Source organism: Pseudomonas sp. 7SR1, from assembly GCF_900156465.1.
In the GTDB taxonomy this organism is placed as follows: Bacteria; Pseudomonadota; Gammaproteobacteria; order Pseudomonadales; family Pseudomonadaceae; genus Aquipseudomonas.
This window is the reverse complement of the sequence record NZ_LT707064.1, coordinates 2,133,191-2,154,380: the sequence shown is the minus strand read 5'-3', so window position 1 is coordinate 2,154,380 and position 21,190 is coordinate 2,133,191. Positions and strand designations below refer to the sequence as shown.

The following is a 21,190-nucleotide window of genomic DNA, read 5'->3' as shown; positions in this document are numbered from 1 at the left end:
GGGTCAACGGAGGTTTTTTATGCAGATCTATAAAGTCGGCGGCGCGGTGCGCGATCGCTTGCTGGGCATTCCCGTCACGGACATCGACCGGGTCGTGGTGGGAGCCACCGCCGAGGAAATGCTCGCCAAGGGATTTCGTCCCGTGGGGGCTGACTTCCCAGTCTTCCTGGACCCGAAAACGGGAGAGGAATACGCCCTCGCCCGCACCGAACGCAAAAACGGCCGCGGCTATGGCGGCTTCGTGTTCCACGCCAGCCCGGACGTGACGCTCGAGCAAGACCTGATTCGCCGGGACCTGACTATCAACGCCATGGCCGAGGACGATAACGGCCATGTGTTCGACCCCTACCACGGCCAGCGCGACCTCGAAGCTCGGGTGCTCCGTCACGTTTCCCCCGCATTCGCCGAGGACCCTCTCCGAGTCCTGCGAGTGGCCCGCTTTGCCGCACGCTATGCCCCGCTGGGCTTCAAAGTGGCGGACGAAACTCTCGAACTGATGCGCCAGCTAAGCGAATCCGGAGAGTTGGAGGCATTGACGGCCGAGCGTAGTTGGAAGGAAATTTCCCGCGCGCTCATGGAACATCAGCCTCAGGTATTCATCCAGGTGTTGCGCGACTGCACGGCCCTCAGGGTCCTGATGCCCGAGGTGGACGCGCTGTTTGGCGTACCGCAGCCTGAGGCCCATCATCCGGAAATCGATACCGGCGCGCACACGTTGAGCGTGCTGGAGCAGGCCGCTCGACACCGACAACCACTGACGGTCCGCTGGGCATGCCTGTTACACGACCTGGGAAAAGGACTTACGCCCGAACACGAATGGCCAAGACACATCGCCCATGAACACAAGGGGCTGAAGCCGATCAAAGCGCTCAACGAGCGCTTCAAGGCGCCACGCGATTGCCAGGAACTGGCGCTGCTGGTTGGGCAATACCATACCCATGGCCATCGCGCGCTTGAATTGAAAGCGTCCACCTTGCTCGAGCTGTTGCAGAGTTTCGACGTTTACCGCCGACCACAACGCTTCGAGGAATTCATTGCCGCCTGTGAAATGGATGCGCGGGGGCGCAAAGGGCTGGAAGACAGAAGTTATCCACAGGCGGATTACCTGCGGGGCGCAGCAGCCGCTGCCCGTGGAGTGGCGGTGCAACCATTGCTGGAAAAAGGCTTCAAGGGGCCGGAGCTGGGTGAGGCGATCAAGCGCGAGCGTCTCAAGGCACTGAAAGCCTACAAGGAAGCGGCGAGCTGAAGGAAGCGTGATGGCAAGTTGGATTGGCCCTGCAGCCATCTATCGCAATCAGGCGCGCTCCCCACGATGGATCTCGCTTGAACACCTGACCGGTATCATCCGAGAAGATCGATGTGAGAACGTGCGGACGATAACGACGTTCGCTTCACAGCATGGTCGACGGCGTAAGCTGCTGGCCTCGCCATTCGAAAGCCACCGGTGCCAGCACCTGATCGATCTGGGCTTCTTCCCACAGAATGGCGAAGCTCTTGCCTACGCCCGGATGTATCCGATTCGGCGCCATCAGCGATAAAGGCCACAAGACGAAGGCGTTCTTGAGGATTTCCGCGCGCGGCAGGATCAGCCCGTCGAAGTTGCCCACCTGCTCGCCATACAACAGCACGTCGATATCCAGCGGCAGCCCCTTGCGATCCGGCGCATAACGACCATTGTCCGCCTCGATGAACTTGAGACGACGATCCAGCTCCATCAGCGGCAGATCCGTGAAGGCCGACACGACAAAATTGAAGAATGGCCCGCTCTTGATGCCCACTGGCTGGCTTTCGAACACTGCCGAACAGCGAATGTCCACCAGGAAGCCCGCAAGGGCTTCAAGCCCGGCTCGCAAATGGGCTTCACGCTCGATATTGCTGCCGAGCCCGAGAAAAACCTGTGTCAGCGACATCCGCGCTCGATCTCCACGCCAACGCCGCTGGCCGCCGGAACGGCACCAGGCTTGGTGACCTTCAGACGCAGCCAGGTAATCTTGAACTCGTCCATCAGCTCCTGGGCCAAGCGTTCGGCAAACGTCTCGACCAGCTGGAACCGGGCCTGTCCGGCAAATGCCTGGATGCGTGACGATACGCTGGCGTAATCGAGTGCCAGGCTCAGGTCATCGCCGGCAGCGGCCGGACGATTATCCCAGGCGAAACTCAGATCAAGCCGCAGGCACTGTCGGATGTCTCGCTCCCAGTCGTAGGCACCAATTACCGTGTCGACTTCCAGGCCCTCGATAAACACTCTGTCCAAGCACTCTTCTCCGCAGCACGACAAGGGCGCAATGCGCCGTTAGAATCAGGGCGTCCTCGCCCGGAATAGTTAGCATGTTTTGGTTACTGGCGATCCTCGCCTACCTGCTCGGCTCGCTGTCCTTCGCCATTTTGCTCAGCCGCCTGACGGGTCGCCCCGATCCGCGAACGAGTGGTTCAGGCAATGCCGGTGCCACCAACATGCTGCGCCTGGCCGGACGCAAGCTTGCCATCCTGACCCTGCTCGGCGACCTCTGCAAAGGTCTTGTACCGGTCCTGATCGCCAGCCTTGCAGGGCTTTCCCTGGAGCAACAGGCCTGGATCGGTGTCTGCGCGGTCATCGGCCACCTGTTCCCGCTGTACTTCCGCTTTCGCGGCGGCAAGGGTGTCGCCACCGCCGCCGGGATGTTGCTGGGTCTCTACCCGCCCGCCGCCTTGCTGGCCGTTTCGGCCTGGCTACTGATGTTCTACCTGACCCGCACCAGCTCACTGGCCGCACTGATCGCCACACCATTGACCCTGCCGCTGCTGGCCTGGCAGGAACCGGCGGCCCTGTTGCCCATGACAGCGCTCGTGGCGCTGATCGTCTGGCGCCATCGGGGCAATCTACGCGACCTCTTCGCCGGGCGCGAACGGCATTTTTAAATGACGCTTCACAGGGGCGACAACTGCTCCATGGGCCAGCGCGCCTGCACGCTGATCGCCAGGCTTTCCTGCTGGCCGGCCTGCAGTCGCTGGCATCCAGCAAAAGCGATCATCGCGCCGTTATCGGTGCAGAACTGCGGCCGCGCGTAGTAAACGTCGCCCTTCATGTCGCCGAGCATTTTCTCCAACGAGAGCCGCAAGGCCTTGTTCGCACTGACTCCACCGGCGATCACCAGGCGCTTGAGCCCGGCCTGCTTCAGGGCGCGCTTGCACTTGATGGTCAAAGTCTCCACCACGGCCTGCTGGAACGCCAGCGCGATGTCGCAACGGGCTTGCTCACTGTCGTCCCCGGCGCCAACGCATTGTTGCCAGGTATTCAAGGCAAAGGTCTTCAAGCCGCTGAAACTGAAATCCAGTCCGGGTCGGTCGCACATCGGGCGCGGGAAAACGAAACGCCCCTCCACGCCCTGAGCCGCAAGCCGGGCGATTTCAGGGCCGCCAGGATAATTCAGGCCCATCATCTTCGCGGTCTTGTCGAAAGCCTCACCGGCCGCGTCGTCCAGGGATTCGCCCAACAGCTCGTATCGACCGATGCCGTCGACCCGGACCAACTGCGTATGACCGCCGGAGACCAACAAAGCGACGAACGGAAACTCCGGCGGCTGCGCCTCCAGCATCGGCGCCAGCAGGTGGCCTTCCATATGATGCACACCCAGGGCCGGCACCCCCCAGGCAAAGGCCAGTGCCTGGGCGCATGAGGCGCCCACCAGCAAGGCCCCCACCAGGCCGGGACCGGCGGTGTAGGCCACGGCGTCGATCTCGGTTGGGGCGCAGTCGGCTTCGGCCAGGACCTGGCGAATCAAGGGCAGCATGCGCTTGACATGATCACGGGACGCCAGCTCCGGCACCACGCCACCATAGGCACGATGCAGATCGATCTGGCTGAACAGCGCATCGGCCAGCAGGCCGCGTTCGCTGTCGTAAAGCGCGACGCCGGTTTCGTCGCAGGAAGTTTCTAATCCCAGTACTAGCATGGGTTTGCGCCTTGTGGAGGCTGAATTCGAAGGCGCGCATAATAGTCGCCGCGTGGTGCCCCGACCAGCGGTTTTCGATCAGAGGCTTTGCATTCCGAGCGTTGAGGGGTTAACATCCGCAACCCTTAAAAACCGACGTCTTCAAGTGCTCTTTTGCCGCGAGGATGTTGACCCCGGTAATGAATGAAGGTAGCTCTGGATGCCAGCCGTCAAAGTAAAAGAGAACGAACCCTTCGACGTAGCTCTGCGTCGTTTCAAGCGCTCCTGCGAAAAAGCCGGTGTTCTGGCTGAAGTTCGTAGCCGCGAATTCTACGAGAAGCCGACTTCCGAGCGTAAGCGCAAAGCAGCAGCTGCTGTTAAGCGTCACGCCAAGAAAGTTCAGCGCGAACAGCGCCGCGCCGTACGTCTGTACTGATACACAGACGTTCGTAGCAAGCTTCTGCCAAGCCCGGCCCTCAAGCCGGGCTTATGGCATTTGCGGAACAACGCTTGAGTTTCATCGTCAAAGCCGCAGACGCGACCGAGACAACTGCTTTACCGCGTCAGACCTGGCTTTTTGGCCAGCGGTGCACGTCTCTCCTGACGAGCCTTCCGAGGCTACTGACGAGCACACCCTGATTCCTCTAACGACGATCAGCCCAAGGCACCTGCTTGCGTGCCCGCTCCATGAGCTATCCGAGGCCTGACCGGCCGTTACCGGACTCAGCGCAATATTATTCAGACCGTCGAATACTGACAGTAATTAACGTCAGTGGATTATCGGCAGATACACTTCCCGACAGCAATGACGCAGATGACCCGGTCGAGCCACCGCTTCAACAGTGCCTCTAGATCTTGAACCGGTTGCGCCTGCCGATTTCGGGGCCTTATTTCACGCAGTGACGACGAGAACGCCATGGCCGGGTTGATTCCCCAGAGCTTTATTGACGACCTCCTGAACCGCACCGACATTGTCGACGTGGTCAGCTCTCGCCTGCAGATGAAGAAAGCCGGCAAGAACTACACTGCCTGCTGCCCGTTCCACAAAGAAAAGACCCCTTCCTTCAGCGTCAGTCCCGACAAGCAGTTCTACTATTGCTTCGGCTGCGGTGCTGGCGGCAATGCCCTCGGCTTCATCATGGACCACGACAACCTGGATTTCCCCCAGGCGGTCGAAGAACTGGCCAAAGCCGCTGGCATGGAGATTCCTCGGGAGGAAAGCGGTCGAGCGCGCAAGCCGCGTCAACCAACGGATTCACCGCTGTACCCCTTGCTGACCGCCGCGGCCGACTTCTACCGCCAGGCCCTCAAAAGCCATCCGGCTCGCAAGGCCGCCGTGGATTACCTCAAGGGCCGCGGCCTGACTGGCGAAATCGCCCGGGACTTCGGCCTCGGCTTCGCCCCGCCCGGCTGGGACAACCTGTACAAGCACTTGAGCAGCGACACGCTCCAGCAGCGCGCCATGATCGACGCGGGCCTGCTGATCGAGAATGCCGAGACCGGCAAGCGCTACGACCGCTTCCGCGATCGGGTAATGTTTCCGATCCGTGATACTCGGGGACGAATCATCGCCTTTGGGGGCCGTGTCCTGGGCGACGACAAGCCCAAGTACCTGAACTCGCCGGAAACTCCGGTATTCCATAAGGGCCAGGAGCTCTATGGCCTGTATGAGGCGCGCAAGAACAATCGCAACCTCGACGAGATCATTGTCGTGGAAGGCTACATGGACGTTATCGCCCTGGCTCAGCAAGGCCTGCGCAATGCCGTGGCGACCCTGGGAACAGCCACCAGCGAAGAGCACATGAAACGCCTCTTTCGCGTGGTGCCCAGTGTGCTGTTCTGCTTCGACGGCGACCAGGCCGGCCGCAATGCCGCCTGGCGCGCACTGGAAGCGACATTGCCGAGCCTGCAGGATGGCCGCCGGGCGCGCTTTCTGTTTCTACCCGAGGGAGAGGACCCGGACACCCTGGTGCGTTCCGAAGGGACCGACGCCTTCCGCGCCAGGATCAACCAGCACGCACAACCATTGGCCGATTATTTTTTCCAGCAGTTGACCGAAGAAGCCGATCCGCGCTCCCTCGAAGGCAAGGCCCACATGGTCACGCTTGCAGCGCCGTTGATCGACAAGGTGCCCGGCGCCAACCTGCGCACGCTGATGCGCCAGCGGCTTACCGAAATCACCGGGCTCAGTAGCGAGACCGTCAGTCAGATGGCCCACAGCGTCCCACAGGAGGCGCCACCGGCTTATGACCCAGGCATCGATTACGACGCGATGCCGGATTTCGCCGACTATCATCAACCTCAACAGGACTACGCGCCGCAACAGGAATGGACGCCGAAGAAAACCGGCAGCGGTGGCAAGAAATGGGACAAGAAACACTGGGACAAGAACGGCAAGCGCGGTGATCGCGACCAGCCACGTGCCCCGCGCGTGCCGGCCGCCGTCGAACCTCCGACGCTGGCCGCCCTGCGCACCCTGCTGCATCACCCGCAACTGGCCGAAAAGGTCGAGGATGCGGGGCACTTCGCCGCCGAGGACCACAGCAACACGCAATTACTGGTCGCACTCCTTGAAGCCGTGCAGAAGAACCCCCGGTTGAACTCCTTCCAGTTAATCGCACGGTGGCACGGTACGGAGCAGGGGCGCTTGTTGAAGGCCTTGGCCGAAAAGGAATGGCTGATTGATGGAGATAACCTTGAACAACAGTTTTTCGACACCATTACTAGCTTGTCCGCCCGCCAACGCGAGCGAAACCTGGAGCAGCTTCTGCGAAAAGCTCGTCAGAGCGAGTTGACCAGCGAAGAGAAAAACCAATTGCGCGACTTACTCAGCCGCAATGTTTGCGCATCAAACCCGACCTCAACTGGCGCGTGAGGTCACAGCTCAGGTATAATCCTCGGCTTGTTTTTTGCCCGCCAAGACCTTCAGTGGATAGGGTGTTATGTCCGGAAAAGCGCAACAGCAGTCTCGTATCAAAGAGTTGATCCTATTGGGTCGTGAGCAGGGCTACCTGACTTACGCGGAGGTCAACGACCACCTGCCGGAGGATATTTCAGATCCGGAACAGGTGGAAGACATCATCCGCATGATCAACGACATGGGGATCAACGTATTCGAGGTTGCGCCAGATAAGGATGCCCTTATGCTGGCCGACGCCGATACCGACGAGGCGGCCGCGGAAGAAGCGGCAGCAGCGTTGGCGGCGGTCGAGACCGACATTGGTCGCACCACCGACCCCGTGCGCATGTACATGCGTGAAATGGGTACGGTAGAACTCCTCACACGCGAGGGCGAGATCGAAATCGCCAAGCGTATTGAAGAAGGCATCCGCGAAGTGATGGGCGCAATCGCGCACTTCCCTGGCACGGTTGACCATATTCTCTCCGAGTACACCCGCGTCACCACTGAAGGTGGTCGACTGTCCGACGTCCTGAGCGGCTATATCGACCCGGATGACGGCACCACGCCGCCCGCCGCCGAAGTACCGCCCCCCCTGGACGCGAAAGTCGACAAGGCCGACGACGACAGTGATGACGAGGACGCCGAAGCCAGCGAAGACGAGGAAGAGGCCGAAAGCGGTCCCGATCCGGTCATCGCCGCACAGCGTTTCGGCGCCGTGGCCGAGCAGATGGAAATCACTCGCAAGGCGCTGAAAAAGCACGGGCGTGACAACAAGCAGGCGATTGCCGAGCTGTTGGCGCTGGCTGAGCTGTTCATGCCGATCAAGCTGGTGCCCAAGCAATTCGAAGGCCTGGTCGAACGTGTTCGCAGTGCCCTGGATCGCTTGCGTCAGCAAGAGCGCGCGATCATGCAGCTGTGCGTTCGCGATGCCCGCATGCCGCGTGCCGACTTCCTGCGTCAGTTCCCTGGCCACGAAGTCGACGAGAGCTGGACCGATGCCCTGGCCAAAGGCAAGACCAAATACGCTGAAGCCATTGCCCGCCTGCAACCGGACATTATCCGTTGCCAGCAGAAATTGAGCGCGCTGGAGGCCGAAACCGGCCTGAGCATCGCCGAGATCAAGGATATCAACCGTCGCATGTCGATCGGTGAGGCCAAGGCCCGCCGCGCGAAGAAAGAGATGGTCGAAGCGAACCTTCGTCTGGTGATTTCCATCGCCAAGAAGTACACCAACCGCGGCCTGCAATTCCTCGACCTGATCCAGGAAGGCAACATCGGCCTGATGAAGGCGGTGGACAAGTTCGAATACCGTCGCGGCTACAAGTTCTCGACCTATGCCACCTGGTGGATCCGTCAGGCGATCACCCGCTCGATCGCCGACCAGGCCCGCACCATCCGTATCCCGGTGCACATGATCGAGACGATCAACAAGCTCAACCGCATTTCCCGGCAGATGTTGCAGGAAATGGGTCGCGAACCGACCCCGGAAGAGCTGGGCGAACGCATGGAAATGCCTGAGGACAAGATCCGCAAGGTACTGAAGATCGCCAAAGAGCCGATCTCCATGGAAACGCCGATCGGTGACGACGAAGACTCCCATCTGGGTGATTTCATCGAAGACTCCACCATGCAGTCTCCGATCGATGTCGCCACCGTCGAGAGCCTCAAGGAAGCGACTCGCGAAGTACTCTCCGGCCTCACCGCCCGGGAAGCCAAGGTACTGCGCATGCGCTTCGGGATCGACATGAATACCGACCACACCCTTGAGGAGGTCGGTAAGCAGTTCGACGTGACCCGTGAGCGGATTCGCCAGATCGAAGCCAAGGCGTTGCGCAAGTTGCGCCACCCGACGCGAAGCGAGCACCTGCGCTCCTTCCTCGACGAGTGACCCTGGAAAACCCCGGCCCTGCCGGGGTTTTTTTCATGTGCAGATAAAATCCCCTCCGTTACGCCCCCTACCCTGTTGCCCGTCTACACTCGAAACATCCTCCCCAAAATCATGACGAGACCGTGATGCCCAGACTGACGGCCATGCTCTTGCTGTCATTGTTGACCTGGACCGCAACGGCTGGCGCGTTGACGCTCACCGACGAAGAGCTGCGCTGGCTCAAGGACCATCCCAACCTGCGCCTGGGCGTGGATGCGTCATGGCCACCGTTCGAGTTTCGCGACGACCAAGGCCGCTATCAAGGACTGGCCGCTGATTACGTCGACGTCATCCGGGAGCGGCTCGCCGTCACGCTCACGCCCATCGAGCCAGCCAGCTGGACCGCCGTGCTGGAGCAGGTGGCACAGGGCAAGATCGACCTGCTACCGGGCATCATGTCCACCCCGGAGCGCCAGAATTACCTGGCTTTCACGCGGCCCTACCTCGACTTCCCGATAGTGATCCTGTCCCACCGCGGCGGAGCCCAGCCTCATGATCTCCAGGATCTGTATGGGTTGAAAATCGCCGTCGTGGAAAACTATGCCCCTCACGAACTGCTACGCAACCATCATCCCGACCTGAATCTGGTGGCGCTGCCTAACGTCAGCTCAGCCCTGCAGGCCCTGGCAACCGACCAGGTGGATGCTGTGGTGGGCGACCTGGCGTCCAGTGTCTGGAGCCTGCGCCAGCTCAAGCTGGAAGGGCTATATGTCAGCGGCGAGACCCCTTATCGCTATCAATTGGCGATGGCCGTTCCGCGTGACAACAAGATACTGGTCAGCATCCTGGACAAGGTCATCGCGGACATGAGCCCGGCCGAAGTCAGTGAAATCCAGGAAAAGTGGATCGGCAACGTACGCGATTATCGACAGCTCTGGTCGGACCTGCTGTTCTACGGCTTGCCCGGGGTGCTGATCCTGGTCGGCATTCTCGCCGTGGTGATCCGCATCAACCGTCGCCTCAGCTCGGAGATCGCCCGCCGAGTCGAACTGGAACAGGAGCTGCGCAGCAGCGAATACCACTACCGCGGCCTGGTGGAGAGCCTTTCGGCGATAGCCTGGGAAGCCAGGGTCAGCGATTTCACCTACAGCTACGTGTCGCCCCACGCCGAAGACCTGCTCGGCTATCCCTTGGCCCATTGGTTGATCCCGGGGTTCTGGCGCAACATCATTCATCCCGCCGACCTGATCCGCGCCCAGACTTATTGCGACCAGGAGGTACTCGCCGGCCGCGACCATTGCATCGATTACCGAGTGATCACCGCCGATGGCCGCTGCCTGTGGGTTCGGGATATTGTCAGCTTGATCCAGCACGGCCACGAACCGGTGATGCGCGGACTGATGATCGACATCAGTGAAGCCAAGCGCACCGAGGAGGCGCTGCGATTCTCGGAACAGAAATTCGCGTCGGTATTCAGGCAGTGCCCGGACATCCTGGTGATCGCGCGCCTGATGGATGGATGCCTGCTGGAGGTCAACAAGGCCTTCGAGGAACAGATCGGCCTGGGTGCCGAAGATGTCGTAGGCCAGACCGCGACCGAACTGAACATCTGGGGCATCCAGGGCGTCGGCCCGGGCCTGCTGCAGCGTTTGCAGGCCGGCAGCATCCGTAACCTGGAGATGCCCTTTCGCCGTAGCAACGGCCAGGTATTCACCGGCCTGATCTCCGCCGAACCCTTCGATCTCGACACGACGCCGGCCCTGGTCGTGGTGGTGCGTGACATCAGCCAGCTCAAGCAAACCCAGCAACAACTGCAGATTTCCGAGGAGAAATTCGCCAAGGCCTTCCATGCCTCACCCGACGGCCTGTTGCTGTCCCGCCAGAGCGACGGCCTGCTGATTGAGGTCAATGAAGGTTTCAGTCGTATCACTGGCTTCAACAGCGCGCTATCGGTGGACCGCTCGACCCTGGACCTGGGTATCTGGGTCAACCTCAACGAACGCAAGCAGATGCTCGACCTGCTGCAGCGGGATGGTTTCGTGAGGGATTTCAGTTGCCATATTCGTCGCAACGACGGGCAGATAAGACTGTGTGAGGTGTCCAGCCGCCCACTGCCGATCGGCAACGAGGACTGCATGCTGACCATCGCCCGGGACATCACCGAACGCCACCTGATGCAGGAAAAACTGCAGCAGGCCGCCACGGTGTTCGAAAGCACGGCAGAAGGCGTGTTGATCACCGATACACAGCAACACATCAGCGCCGTGAACCGCGCCTTCACCGAGATCACGGGCTATAGCGAAACCGAGGCCCTGGGCCATACGCCGCGCTTATTGGCTTCTGGCCTGCACGACAGCGCGTTCTATGCCGCCATGTGGCATCAACTGACGGCGGAAGGGCATTGGCAGGGAGAGATTTCCAACCGGCGCAAGAACGGCGAGTTGTACCCCAGTTGGCTCACCATCAGCGCAGTACGCAATCGTGATCAGCAAATCACCCATTTCGTGGCGGTATTCGCTGACATCTCCAGCCTCAAGCATGCCCAGGCCAAACTCGACTACCAGGCCCACCACGACCCTCTCACCGGGCTGCCGAATCGCACGCTGTTCGAAAGCCGTTTGCTCACGGCCTTGAACAGCCAGCAGGAAAATGGCGGTCAGGGCGCGGTGCTGTTTCTGGACCTGGACCGCTTCAAGCACATCAACGACAGCCTCGGGCATCCGGTCGGCGACCTGCTGCTCAAGGGCATTGCCGTACGCCTGCGCGAGCAGTTGCGGGACATCGACACCGTGGCGCGGCTGGGCGGCGACGAGTTCATCATCCTGCTCCCGGGGCTGCAGCAACCCAGCGACGCCGAACACATCGCCATGAAGCTGCTGAATTGTTTCGCCGCGCCGTTCCAGGCCGGCGAGCACGAATTTTTCATCAGCGCCAGCATCGGCACCAGCCTTTATCCCCAGGACGGTTGCGATGTCGCCACGCTGGTCAAGAACGCCGATGCGGCCATGTATCGCTCCAAGGCCAAGGGTCGCAACCGGGTGGAAAGCTATACCCGCGACCTCACCGCCCAGGCCAGCGAACGCGTGGCCCTGGAACACGAGCTGCGGCGGGCCATCGAGCGCAGCGAGTTGTCGTTGTCCTTCCAGCCCAAGATCAGCCTCGCCGACAACCGACTGGTAGGTGCCGAGGCATTGATTCGTTGGACTCACCCCACATTCGGCGATGTGCCTCCAGAGCACTTCATTCCCCTGGCGGAGGAGAACGGGATGATCCTGCAAATCGGCGATTGGGTGCTGGAACACGCCTGCCGGCAGCTGTGTGAATGGAACCGCTCCTGCGAGAGCTTCGGCCCGCTTTCGGTGAACCTCGCCGGGGCCCAGCTGCGCCAACCCAACCTGCTGGGACGCATCGAGCAATTGCTGCGGGAGCACCATCTCAAGCCCGGCCTGTTGCAACTGGAAATTACCGAAAACTTCATCATGAGCCAGGCCGAAGAAGCCCTGACGGTCCTGCACCAGCTGAAGAAGCTTGGCGTTCAACTGGCCATCGATGACTTCGGCACGGGCTATTCCTCCCTGAGCTACCTCAAGCGCCTGCCATTGGACATCCTCAAGATCGACCAGTCCTTCGTCCGCGGCCTGCCCGACGACCCCCACGATGTGGCCATCGTACGAGCAATCATTGCCCTGGGCCGCAGCATGCAGTTCTCCATCATCGCCGAAGGCGTCGAAACCCTGGCCCAGCAGCAATTCCTGGCCGAAGAAGGCTGTGAGCAGATCCAGGGCTACATCATCAGCCTCCCCCTCTGCGCCGAAGAGTTCGCCGCGACGTTTCTACGCATGACCGTATCGGATTTTTCGGATAGCACAGCCGAGAAACCGTCGCTATAATCCGCGGCCTACTGAGGGCCTATAGCTCAGTCGGTTAGAGCAGAGGACTCATAATCCTTTGGTCCACGGTTCGAGTCCGTGTGGGCCCACCAACTTGAAAGCCGCGCATTGCGCGGCTTTCGCGTTTCCGGCGTTCGGCTTTCGAGGCTTCGTCGCATTCCGGCTCGGCCTGATTCGCCCTCAGAATGTCCACACCCGTTTTTCGAAAAAAGCCATCTTCCCGGCATTGTCCGGGGATGGCTCGATCAACCACTATAGATCCCTCGACGGCCTACCCTTTCAACGAGACTGCCATCATCGCCACGCCTACCCTCCCCCGACTTTTCCTTGAGCTGTTCTGGCAACTCGGCATCCTCTTGGTGCCTGGGTTTTTCGTCGCCCTGATGCCTCCCGCGCTGGCGTTCCTGGCGGTGCTGCTCTTCGGTTTGCTCATGGGCCTCGCGGCGCGCCTGGGTCGCTTATCGATTGGGCGGGGTCTTGCGCGGTTGATGATCAGCGCCGTGTTCGGCCTTGGTTTCAGCGTGGGCAGGGCGCTGCCCGAGGTGTGGGGCATCATCGCGGCCATCGTCATCATTTTCGCTGGGCTCGCTTGCGTAAGCACCTGGGAGCGACGGCTTGGCCTGGCAGCGAAGTCCGTCACCGGGCCGAGCGCCTGGGGAGGGGCCGAGCCGACCCAAACCCCGGAGGGCGAGCCGATACGGACGTTCAACCAGGGGGAAATCGCCATGGGTGGCCCCACCTATTGCGACTACCTGTTCCCCGATGGCGTACTCCTGCAAGGCCTTGGCTCCTCGGCGCTGTTTTCCAGCGATGGACGTTACTTCGCGGCGACAGTGCCGTCCCGGCAGCGCTGGGGGCTGGTGGTCCTGGATCGTCAGCAGCGCCAGCTGTATCGCTGCGACAACAGTGAGTTCTGGGAACTGGACGCCTTGGACCTCGACGGACTGAGCGGCCGTTACAACCCGTTGGTGGATAACAGCGCTCGCCAAAGTCGACTCGATGAGTTGTTGCAGACCGCCAGTAGGGTCGATCTGGTCCCCATGGCCGACCTTTGGCTGGAGTGGGACCCAAACGACATCGTGCGTACCTTCCAGCGGCGCTCGGCGAATGGACAGCACTGCCTGGCAGGCAGCCTCTCCCTGCCCTCGACGTTTCGCGACCTGCCACAGCCATTGGAGCCACTGCTTTCTCCACGCTACACCATCAGCATCGACGGGCACCCCTGCGGCTTGATCATGGCCGCCGATGCCCCGCTGGTGTGGAGCTCCGACCAGCGCGCCCTGGTGTGCAAGGCCCGGGAGCAGCCCGACAGCCGGGATGGCGACCGATACTGGTTGTGGCATGAGGACCAGGGCTGGCGAGCGCTCCCCGCCCCCTGGATAGGCAGTGACGCAGAACCCTCTTTTTATTGGTACGAGGTGTCGAGCCTCGATGCAAATCATGTGCGTATCGCGTCATACCTAGACTATCCTCGCCCAGGCTCCGGCCGCCACGGCTACCGCCTCGACAGCATTCACAGCGATACCGACATCCAGGCCGGCCACGACGCCCAGGGTCGTGTGCAAGTCGCTGAATTCCAATTGACCCGCACCACCATCGCGATGCCGCTGGACAGCCAGGGGCGACGAGGCGATTCGTTCATCGAAACGCAGCCCCTGCAGGACGGTGTGCCTGCCCAGTTGATCTGGCTTGGCGACAGCCAAGAAGGTCTCGGAGCCTACCGCTGCCAGATCGGCGACTGGCAATTGCCGGGGCGCTGGCGGCTGGATCACCGGGTCTGCGGCTGCGGACGCTATCTGGCACTGCTGCCCTTTACCGAGTCGACACCCCTGGCTACCCATGCGGTAGTGGTCGATGTGAAGGATCGCCGCCTGATGGAAGGCCCCGGAATGTGGGCGGCCCGAATACTTGATTTTCGTGATGGACGGCTGAGCCTGGCAGTGGTTGCCGGTGCGCTCGACGAGGGCCTGGAAAGCACTGCACTGCGACGTTTCAACCGCCCTGCGCCGCCCATCGGCGATGACCCTGGGTTCTTTCTCCCCAACGACCGCTACCGGCTGTTCTACAACACAGTGGAGCTGCAGGTGACCGATTCGCAGCTATCCAGCGTGGCCCCTTGGCGCCTGGTGGATCGTCCGCAAGTTGCCAATGCCGACGGCGATTTCATCCAGCCCGCACCCGATCACCAAGATGCCGCCTGGTTGTTCGGCAGCGAGACGGAATATGCCGACAGTTGGGTACGAGCCGATACGCCTCGGCTCGCAGGCCATCTGTTGACGGCGTCCGGCTGCGCCTTGACCGACCTGGCGCCTTCGATGATCTGGTCGAAGGATGGCCGCTATCTGGCCCTGACCTCCCTCAGGACGGATGTGACCGAGCTCTGCGCAAGCTACCGGGGCTGGCAATTGCTGCTGCTCGATGTCCAGGCGCACAGTTTGCGAGTGCATGGACAATGGCTGGGCAACCGCCCACTGTTCGAAGGGTTCGACCAAGACCGGTTGCAGGTACGCTGCTTCGAGCGGGATTGGGCAGCCGAAGGGGACGACGATGCAGGTTCGGTCCAGGTCTATTCCCTGGAAAGCTTGCTGCAATCGCCTGCGGAGCAACTGGTCTGCGAGGACGGTTTCTGGCTTCGGGCTTCGCAAGTCCATCTGGCACCGGCCTGGCGAGCACTGACTCGGCCAGCCATTGGCTATTTCGAGCACAAGAGCCTGTAACATGCCCACCATCGATACCCGCACCGGAGCCCACCTTGCCTGACACCCGCCCTCCCGTCCTCGACGAAATCGACCGCCAATTGATCGCGGCCCTGCAGATCAACGCCCGGGAAAGTGTCGCCATGCTTGCCCGGCAGTTGGGCATCGCCCGCACTACCGTGACCTCGCGGCTGGCGCGGCTGGAAAAGACCAGGGTGATCACCGGGTACGGTGTACGCCTGGGGCAGCGGGTGGTCGATGGAGGATTGCAGGCTTATGTCGGTATCAAAGTGCAGCCACGCTCGGGCAAGGATGTTCTGCGCCGCTTGAGTGCCATGGCCCAGGTCCAGCAGCTGTGCGCAGTCAGTGGCGAATTCGACTACGTGGCCTGGCTGCGCACGGACTCACCGGAGCAGCTGGATCAATTGCTGGACCAGATCGGTGGCGTGGATGGGGTTGAAAAAACCACCACCTCGATCATCCTCAGCAGCAAGATCGATCGGGGCCAACCGGTCTGAAGCCCTCGCCTCTTCGAAGCTTTTTCGTCATTAGCTTCTCTTAACTCGTCAGAATGACTGGACAGCGCTCAAAACGACGACACATTGCGTCTTATTAACGTGTTTCACGCTCTCTAGAATGGCTGCCATCTTTCCTATACTCAGATGCGATACCGCGTCGAGTCGCCATCAAGGTCAGCCATGAACAAGAACAATCGCCACCCCGCAGACGGCAAGAAACCCATCACCATTTTCGGACCGGACTTCCCCTTCGCCTTTGACGACTGGATCGAGCATCCGGCCGGCCTGGGCAGTATTCCGGCCCACAACCTGGGGGCTGAAGTGGCGATCGTCGGTGCCGGCATCGCCGGGCTGGTGGCGGCCTATGAACTGATGAAGCTTGGCCTCAAACCCGTGGTCTATGAGGCTTCGAAAATGGGCGGGCGCCTGCGCTCCCAGGCATTCAACGGTGCCGAAGGCGTGATCGCCGAGCTGGGCGGCATGCGCTTTCCGGTGTCGTCCACCGCGTTCTACCACTATGTCGACAAGCTGGGCCTGGAGACCAAGCCCTTCCCCAACCCACTGACCCCAGCCTCCGGCAGCACCGTCATCGACCTGGAGGGCCAGACCTACTACGCAGAAAAAATGGCGGATCTTCCTGCGTTGTTCCAGGAAGTGGCCGACGCCTGGGCCGATGCATTGGAGGACGGCTCGCGCTTCAGCGAGATCCAGCAGGCCATTCGCGACCGCGACGTGCCACGCCTGAAGGAGTTGTGGAATACCCTGGTGCCTCTCTGGGACGATCGGACCTTCTACGACTTCGTCGCCACTTCCAAGGCGTTCGCCAAACTTTCTTTCCAGCACCGCGAGGTATTCGGCCAGGTCGGTTTCGGCACCGGTGGCTGGGATTCCGACTTCCCCAACTCGATGCTGGAAATCTTCCGTGTGGTGATGACCAACTGCGATGACCATCAGCACCTGGTGGTCGGCGGCGTCGAGCAAGTGCCCCACGGTATCTGGAAACATGTGCCGGAGCGTTGTGTGCACTGGCCGCAGGGCACCAGCCTGAGTTCATTGCACCTGGGGGCGCCTCGCAGCGGGGTGAAACGCATTGCTCGCGCCGAAGATGGTCGCTTCAGCGTGACCGACGTGTGGGGGGACACCCGTGAATATGCCGCAGTACTGGTCACCTGCCAGAGCTGGTTGCTGACCACCCAGATCGAATGTGAGGAGGCGCTGTTCTCGCAGAAAATGTGGATGGCCCTGGATCGCACCCGCTACATGCAGTCGTCGAAGACTTTTGTCATGGTCGACCGGCCGTTCTGGAAGGACAAGGACCCGGAAACCGGCCGCGACCTGATGAGCATGACCCTCACCGATCGCCTCACCCGCGGCACTTACCTGTTCGACAACGGCGATGACAAGCCGGGCGTCATCTGCCTCTCGTACTCCTGGATGAGCGATGCGTTGAAAATGTTGCCGCACCCGGTGGAGAAACGCGTGAAGCTGGCCCTGGATGCCCTGAAGAAGATTTACCCCAAGGTGGACATCGCCGCGCGCATCATCGGCGATCCGATCACCGTGTCCTGGGAAGCCGACCCGCATTTCCTCGGGGCATTCAAGGGCGCGCTGCCCGGCCACTATCGCTACAACCAGCGCATGTACGCACATTTCATGCAGGATGACATGCCGGCCGAACAGCGAGGGATCTTTATCGCTGGCGATGACGTCTCATGGACACCGGCCTGGGTTGAAGGCGCGGTACAGACCTCGCTCAATGCCGTGTGGGGAATCATGAAGCATTTTGGCGGTGAGACTCACCCCGAGAACCCGGGTCCTGGCGACGTGTTCGACGAGATCGGCCCGATCGCCCTGCCCGAATGAAAGGAGTTGTCGATGCGCGTAGCCCTTTATCAATGCCCGCCGCTGCCGCTGGATCCGGCCGGTAACCTGCAACGCCTGCACCAGGTGGCGCTGGAAGCCAGGGGCGCCGATGTGCTGGTACTGCCGGAAATGTTCATGAGCGGGTACAACATTGGCGTCGACGCGGTGAGCGTATTGGCCGAGGTCTACAACGGCGAGTGGGCGCAGCAGATCGGCCGCATCGCCAAGGCGGCCGGCCTGGCGATCCTCTATGGCTACCCCGAGCGCAGCGAAGATGGGCAGATCTACAACTCGGTTCAACTGATCGACGCCCAGGGTGAACGCCTCGCCAACTACCGCAAGAGTCACCTGTTCGGCGATCTCGATCATGCCATGTTCAGTGCCGGCGACGCGGCGCTGCCCATCGTGGAGCTCAATGGCTGGAAGCTCGGATTCCTGATCTGCTACGACCTGGAATTCCCGGAAAACGCCCGGCGCCTGGCCTTGGCCGGCGCCGAATTGATCCTGGTACCGACCGCCAACATGCAGCCCTACGAATTCATTGCCGATGTCACCGTGCGCGCCCGCGCCATCGAGAACCAGTGCTTCGTGGCCTACGCCAATTACTGCGGACACGAGGGTGAGTTGCGATACTGCGGCCAAAGCAGCATCGCCGCGCCGGACGGCAGCCGCCCCGCACTCGCCGGCCTGGACGAGGCGCTGATCGTCGGCGAGCTGGATCGACAGCTGATGCAAGCGTCCCGCGAGGCTTACAACTATCTGCATGACCGTCGCCCCGAGCTTTACGGCGACTTGCACAAACACTGACCATATCCGAGCATGAGCGCTCCTCTGCCCTGGAAGCGCTCATGCCGGCCCCCGATTCCCTTCGCCCTTTTACTCAAACCCTGGCTAACGGCTTGCGGGTGACGCTACGCCATGCACCCGACCTGAAACGCAGTGCCGCCGTGTTGCGAGTGGCGGTCGGCAGCCACGATGCGCCACTGGCGTGGCCGGGAATGGCGCACTTCCTCGAACATCTCTTCTTCCTGGGCACCGCGCGATTTCCCCCGGAACAGAACCTGATGGCCTACGTGCAACGGCACGGCGGCCAGGTCAATGCCCGTACCAGCGAGCGCACCACAGACTTCTTTTTCGAGTTGCCGCCGGCGGTCTTCGCCGGCGGGCTGGAACGTCTGTCGGATATGCTCGCTGATCCACGCCTGGCCGAAGCCGATCAATTGCGGGAGCGGGAAGTACTGCATGCGGAGTTCGTCGCCTGGTCCCAGGATGCGGCGGCCCAACGACAGGTCGCCTTGCTGGCGGGGCTATCGGCCGCCCACCCGTTACGCGGTTTCCATGCGGGCAACCGCGACAGCCTGGGCGTATCCCGGCCCGAATTCCAGAAGGCCCTGCGAGACTTCTACCGAACGTTCTACCAACGCGGCCAGATGACCTTGAGCCTGGCCGGCCCGCAAAGCCTGGAAGCGTTGAGAAAACTGGCTGAAGAATTCGCCCATGAATTGCCTGCGGGCGAAGCGGTCGCCAGACCATTGCCAACCGCGTTGATGACAGCGTCGGTGCCCTGCTATCGGATAGCCGACAAGGATCGACTCGACTTGCTGTTCGCCTTCGAACAGTTGCCGGTTGCCTCGCCTCAAGCCCTGGCTTTCCTTTGCATGTGGCTGAACGCCGGCAAACCGGGGGGCTTGCTGGACACCCTGCGCCGGCTCGGCCTGGCGGATACCCTCAAGGCCACACCACTGTATGAATATACCGGGCAGGCCCTGCTGCACATCGAATTCAAGCGTGTCCAGGGACGAGCACATAACGACATCCAGCGGTTGCTGCACGATTGGTTGGGCTTTTTCGCCCGCCAGGACGACTGGCAGCCGTTGCGCAAGGAGTTTGAGGCCCTGCTGCGTCGTGGCCAGGAGACAGCCTCGGCGTTGCAACTCGCCCACCTGGACAACGAAGGCCGGCAGGCACCGCTGTCAGAAAACGACCTCCACAGGCTCAGGGAAATCCTCAAGCAAGCCCAACCGGCGGACCCCGTCGTGGAAGAGTGGCAACTGCCCGCGCCCAACCCATTCCTGCAGTCGCCAGTGGAACCGCCTCGCGCCGGGCTGATCCGTGGCCAGACCAGCGCCCACCGAGGCCTGCGCACCTTCGCCCAGGACCGCTCCAGGGGCCGACGCGAACGCTCGCCCATGCAGTTCAGCCAGGCATTGGCGGATAGCGCTCGGGAAGGCGCGCTGTACCTGCGTTGGCAGCTGATGACGCAAGCCCCCCAGGACCTGCAATCCAGGCTCGAGCGGCACCTGCGTGACGTCTGCGGTGAAGCCGGCCAGGCCGGCGTGGACGTGACCTTCGAAGCCAGCGGCGACCGATGCCTGCTCAAGTTGCTCGGCGTGCAGGCGGCCATGCCGCCGGTACTCGAACACATCCTGGCCAGACTGGAACAGCCGCTGCCTGCGTCCGAGCCAGGCAGCGACGCACCGTTGATGCCAGTTCGACATTTGCTGAAAGAATTGTCGAACCGCAGCCAAAGAAAATCGCCATCGACGTCGGTAGCGGCATCCGACGACTATCGGAGCCTCTGGACCACTGCCCAATGGGACGGCTTGGCCGTAGGCCTGTCGGCCGCCACCCAAGGTGCGATGGGGACAGCATTGGCCCGGGTGCCCGGCGCCCCAGGCCATCCGGTCGAGCCCATGGTGTCCTCTGCGCAATGGACCTGGGACAGGCTTGCGACCCCACAGAGCGAAGAACAGGCCGTGTTGCTGTTCTGTCCGACGCCCACTCGGGACCTTTTCGACGAAGCTTGCTGGCGATTGCTGGCGCAGTTGTGCCAGACACCGTTTTACCAGCGCCTGCGGGTCGACTTGCAGCTGGGTTACGCGGTGTTCAGCGGCTTGAAGCAAATCAATGGGCAAACCGGCCTGTTGTTCGGCGTCCAGTCCCCCAGCGTCTCGGCGGCGCAACTGGCTGCGCATGTCGAACAGTTCCTGGGCGAGCTGCCGGACTTGATCCATCAGCTCGACGATTCAACCTTGCACACCCAGCAGCAGGCCCTCGCGGCCCAGTTCCAGGGTGACGCCCTCCCCTTCGCCCAAGCGGCCGACCTGCTCTGGCAAGGCAAACTGGCTGGCCGGCCATCGAACTATCTCCGGCAGTTGGTCGAAGCCCTATGCCTCCTGGATCGCAAGCAACTGCTGGACGCGGCTCGACGCCTGGCCGCCGCTGATGGTGGACGTCTCTGCCTGAGCAACGGCACATGTCCGGACACACGCTGGAAAACGGCGCAGTGATCGTTACAGCCTCGGTAATGAGCTTTCTCGGAGAATCACCGCGAACGAAAATGTCAGATTTAGTAACATAGCCGCCTAAGCATCTGAACATCTCCGCATGGAGGTGGACTAAATGTATAGATCCAACCTGTCCCACCCCAACCAAAGGAGTATTTCCATGTCCTGGTCCAAACCCGCATATATCGACCTGCGTATCGGTTTCGAAGTCACCATGTACTTCGCCAACCGTTAATTGCTGCAGGCGGTTGAACGT

General features: G+C 61.5%; 15 protein-coding genes and 1 tRNA gene. 13 read left to right on the top strand and 3 right to left on the bottom strand.

Annotated features, from left to right (window positions below):
- The first annotated feature begins 19 nt into the window (after window positions 1-19).
- Window positions 20-1,246: a multifunctional CCA addition/repair protein gene (locus BW992_RS09715; RefSeq protein ID WP_072431957.1), complete on the top strand. Its 1,227-nt coding sequence runs from the start codon at window positions 20-22 to the stop codon at window positions 1,244-1,246.
- Window positions 1,247-1,391: 145 nt separating this feature from the next.
- On the opposite strand, the gene folK is transcribed toward BW992_RS09715, so the two are convergent.
- Both folK and folB read right to left on the bottom strand, forming a co-directional pair.
- Window positions 1,392-1,910 (bottom strand): 2-amino-4-hydroxy-6-hydroxymethyldihydropteridine diphosphokinase, encoded by a 519-nt coding sequence (folK, locus tag BW992_RS09710; RefSeq protein WP_076406087.1) that lies wholly within the window; start codon window positions 1,908-1,910, stop codon window positions 1,392-1,394.
- Window positions 1,901-2,254: a dihydroneopterin aldolase gene (gene folB, locus BW992_RS09705; protein ID WP_072389739.1), complete on the bottom strand. Its 354-nt coding sequence runs from the start codon at window positions 2,252-2,254 to the stop codon at window positions 1,901-1,903. Before folB ends, folK begins: the two co-directional genes overlap by 10 nt.
- A gap of 74 nt (window positions 2,255-2,328) precedes the next feature.
- Here folB and plsY point away from each other — a divergent pair, with 74 nt between their 5' ends.
- Window positions 2,329-2,898: a glycerol-3-phosphate 1-O-acyltransferase PlsY gene (gene plsY / locus BW992_RS09700; protein WP_072389742.1), complete on the top strand. Its 570-nt coding sequence runs from the start codon at window positions 2,329-2,331 to the stop codon at window positions 2,896-2,898.
- Between the two features lie 8 nt (window positions 2,899-2,906).
- On the opposite strand, the gene tsaD is transcribed toward plsY, so the two are convergent.
- Complete coding sequence (gene tsaD, locus BW992_RS09695; RefSeq protein ID WP_072431956.1) at window positions 2,907-3,932, bottom strand: tRNA (adenosine(37)-N6)-threonylcarbamoyltransferase complex transferase subunit TsaD; 1,026 nt, start codon at window positions 3,930-3,932, stop codon at window positions 2,907-2,909.
- A gap of 199 nt (window positions 3,933-4,131) precedes the next feature.
- Here tsaD and rpsU point away from each other — a divergent pair, with 199 nt between their 5' ends.
- The 11 genes from rpsU (at window position 4,132) to pqqA (ending at window position 21,169) form a co-directional block, all read left to right on the top strand.
- Entirely contained in the window at window positions 4,132-4,347 is a 216-nt protein-coding gene (rpsU, locus tag BW992_RS09690; protein WP_002551877.1) for a 30S ribosomal protein S21, read from the top strand.
- Window positions 4,348-4,827: 480 nt separating this feature from the next.
- A complete protein-coding gene (gene dnaG, locus BW992_RS09685) occupies window positions 4,828-6,786 on the top strand; it encodes a DNA primase (RefSeq protein WP_076406085.1) in 1,959 nt (652 codons plus the stop codon).
- 67 nt (window positions 6,787-6,853) lie between these two features.
- Window positions 6,854-8,701 (top strand): RNA polymerase sigma factor RpoD, encoded by a 1,848-nt coding sequence (rpoD, locus tag BW992_RS09680; protein WP_072389752.1) that lies wholly within the window; start codon window positions 6,854-6,856, stop codon window positions 8,699-8,701.
- A 125-nt stretch (window positions 8,702-8,826) separates the two neighbouring features.
- Entirely contained in the window at window positions 8,827-12,570 is a 3,744-nt protein-coding gene (locus BW992_RS09675; RefSeq protein ID WP_072431955.1) for a bifunctional diguanylate cyclase/phosphodiesterase, read from the top strand.
- 15 nt (window positions 12,571-12,585) lie between these two features.
- Window positions 12,586-12,662, top strand: a tRNA-Ile gene (locus tag BW992_RS09670).
- A gap of 144 nt (window positions 12,663-12,806) precedes the next feature.
- A complete protein-coding gene (locus BW992_RS09665; protein ID WP_305955625.1) occupies window positions 12,807-15,287 on the top strand; it encodes a hypothetical protein in 2,481 nt (826 codons plus the stop codon).
- Between the two features lie 35 nt (window positions 15,288-15,322).
- Window positions 15,323-15,784, top strand: a complete 462-nt coding sequence (locus tag BW992_RS09660) for an Lrp/AsnC family transcriptional regulator (RefSeq protein WP_072389758.1) — start codon at window positions 15,323-15,325, stop codon at window positions 15,782-15,784.
- A gap of 180 nt (window positions 15,785-15,964) precedes the next feature.
- Window positions 15,965-17,647, top strand: a complete 1,683-nt coding sequence (locus BW992_RS09655) for a flavin monoamine oxidase family protein (protein WP_076406083.1) — start codon at window positions 15,965-15,967, stop codon at window positions 17,645-17,647.
- 12 nt (window positions 17,648-17,659) lie between these two features.
- Complete coding sequence (locus tag BW992_RS09650) at window positions 17,660-18,454, top strand: carbon-nitrogen hydrolase family protein (RefSeq protein ID WP_072389765.1); 795 nt, start codon at window positions 17,660-17,662, stop codon at window positions 18,452-18,454.
- 41 nt (window positions 18,455-18,495) lie between these two features.
- Window positions 18,496-20,937 (top strand): pyrroloquinoline quinone biosynthesis protein PqqF, encoded by a 2,442-nt coding sequence (pqqF, locus tag BW992_RS09645; protein WP_076406081.1) that lies wholly within the window; start codon window positions 18,496-18,498, stop codon window positions 20,935-20,937.
- A gap of 157 nt (window positions 20,938-21,094) precedes the next feature.
- Entirely contained in the window at window positions 21,095-21,169 is a 75-nt protein-coding gene (pqqA, locus tag BW992_RS09640) for a pyrroloquinoline quinone precursor peptide PqqA (RefSeq protein ID WP_053156473.1), read from the top strand.
- The last annotated feature ends 21 nt before the right edge of the window (window positions 21,170-21,190 follow it).

Excerpts from the sequence above, each read along its gene's own strand:
- plsY (WP_072389742.1), top strand. The coding sequence starts at position 2,329 with ATGTTTTGGTTACTGGCGATCCTCGCCTACCTGCTCGGCTCGCTGTCC.
- BW992_RS09650 (WP_072389765.1), top strand. The coding sequence starts at position 17,660 with ATGCGCGTAGCCCTTTATCAATGCCCGCCGCTGCCGCTGGATCCGGCC.
- BW992_RS09675 (WP_072431955.1), top strand. The coding sequence starts at position 8,827 with ATGCCCAGACTGACGGCCATGCTCTTGCTGTCATTGTTGACCTGGACC.
- rpsU (WP_002551877.1), top strand. The coding sequence starts at position 4,132 with ATGCCAGCCGTCAAAGTAAAAGAGAACGAACCCTTCGACGTAGCTCTG.
- pqqF (WP_076406081.1), top strand. The coding sequence starts at position 18,496 with ATGCCGGCCCCCGATTCCCTTCGCCCTTTTACTCAAACCCTGGCTAAC.
- BW992_RS09655 (WP_076406083.1), top strand. The coding sequence starts at position 15,965 with ATGAACAAGAACAATCGCCACCCCGCAGACGGCAAGAAACCCATCACC.
- dnaG (WP_076406085.1), top strand. The coding sequence starts at position 4,828 with ATGGCCGGGTTGATTCCCCAGAGCTTTATTGACGACCTCCTGAACCGC.
- folK (WP_076406087.1), bottom strand. The coding sequence starts at position 1,910 with ATGTCGCTGACACAGGTTTTTCTCGGGCTCGGCAGCAATATCGAGCGT.
- tsaD (WP_072431956.1), bottom strand. The coding sequence starts at position 3,932 with ATGCTAGTACTGGGATTAGAAACTTCCTGCGACGAAACCGGCGTCGCG.
- rpoD (WP_072389752.1), top strand. The coding sequence starts at position 6,854 with ATGTCCGGAAAAGCGCAACAGCAGTCTCGTATCAAAGAGTTGATCCTA.
- BW992_RS09665 (WP_305955625.1), top strand. The coding sequence starts at position 12,807 with ATGGCTCGATCAACCACTATAGATCCCTCGACGGCCTACCCTTTCAAC.
- BW992_RS09715 (WP_072431957.1), top strand. The coding sequence starts at position 20 with ATGCAGATCTATAAAGTCGGCGGCGCGGTGCGCGATCGCTTGCTGGGC.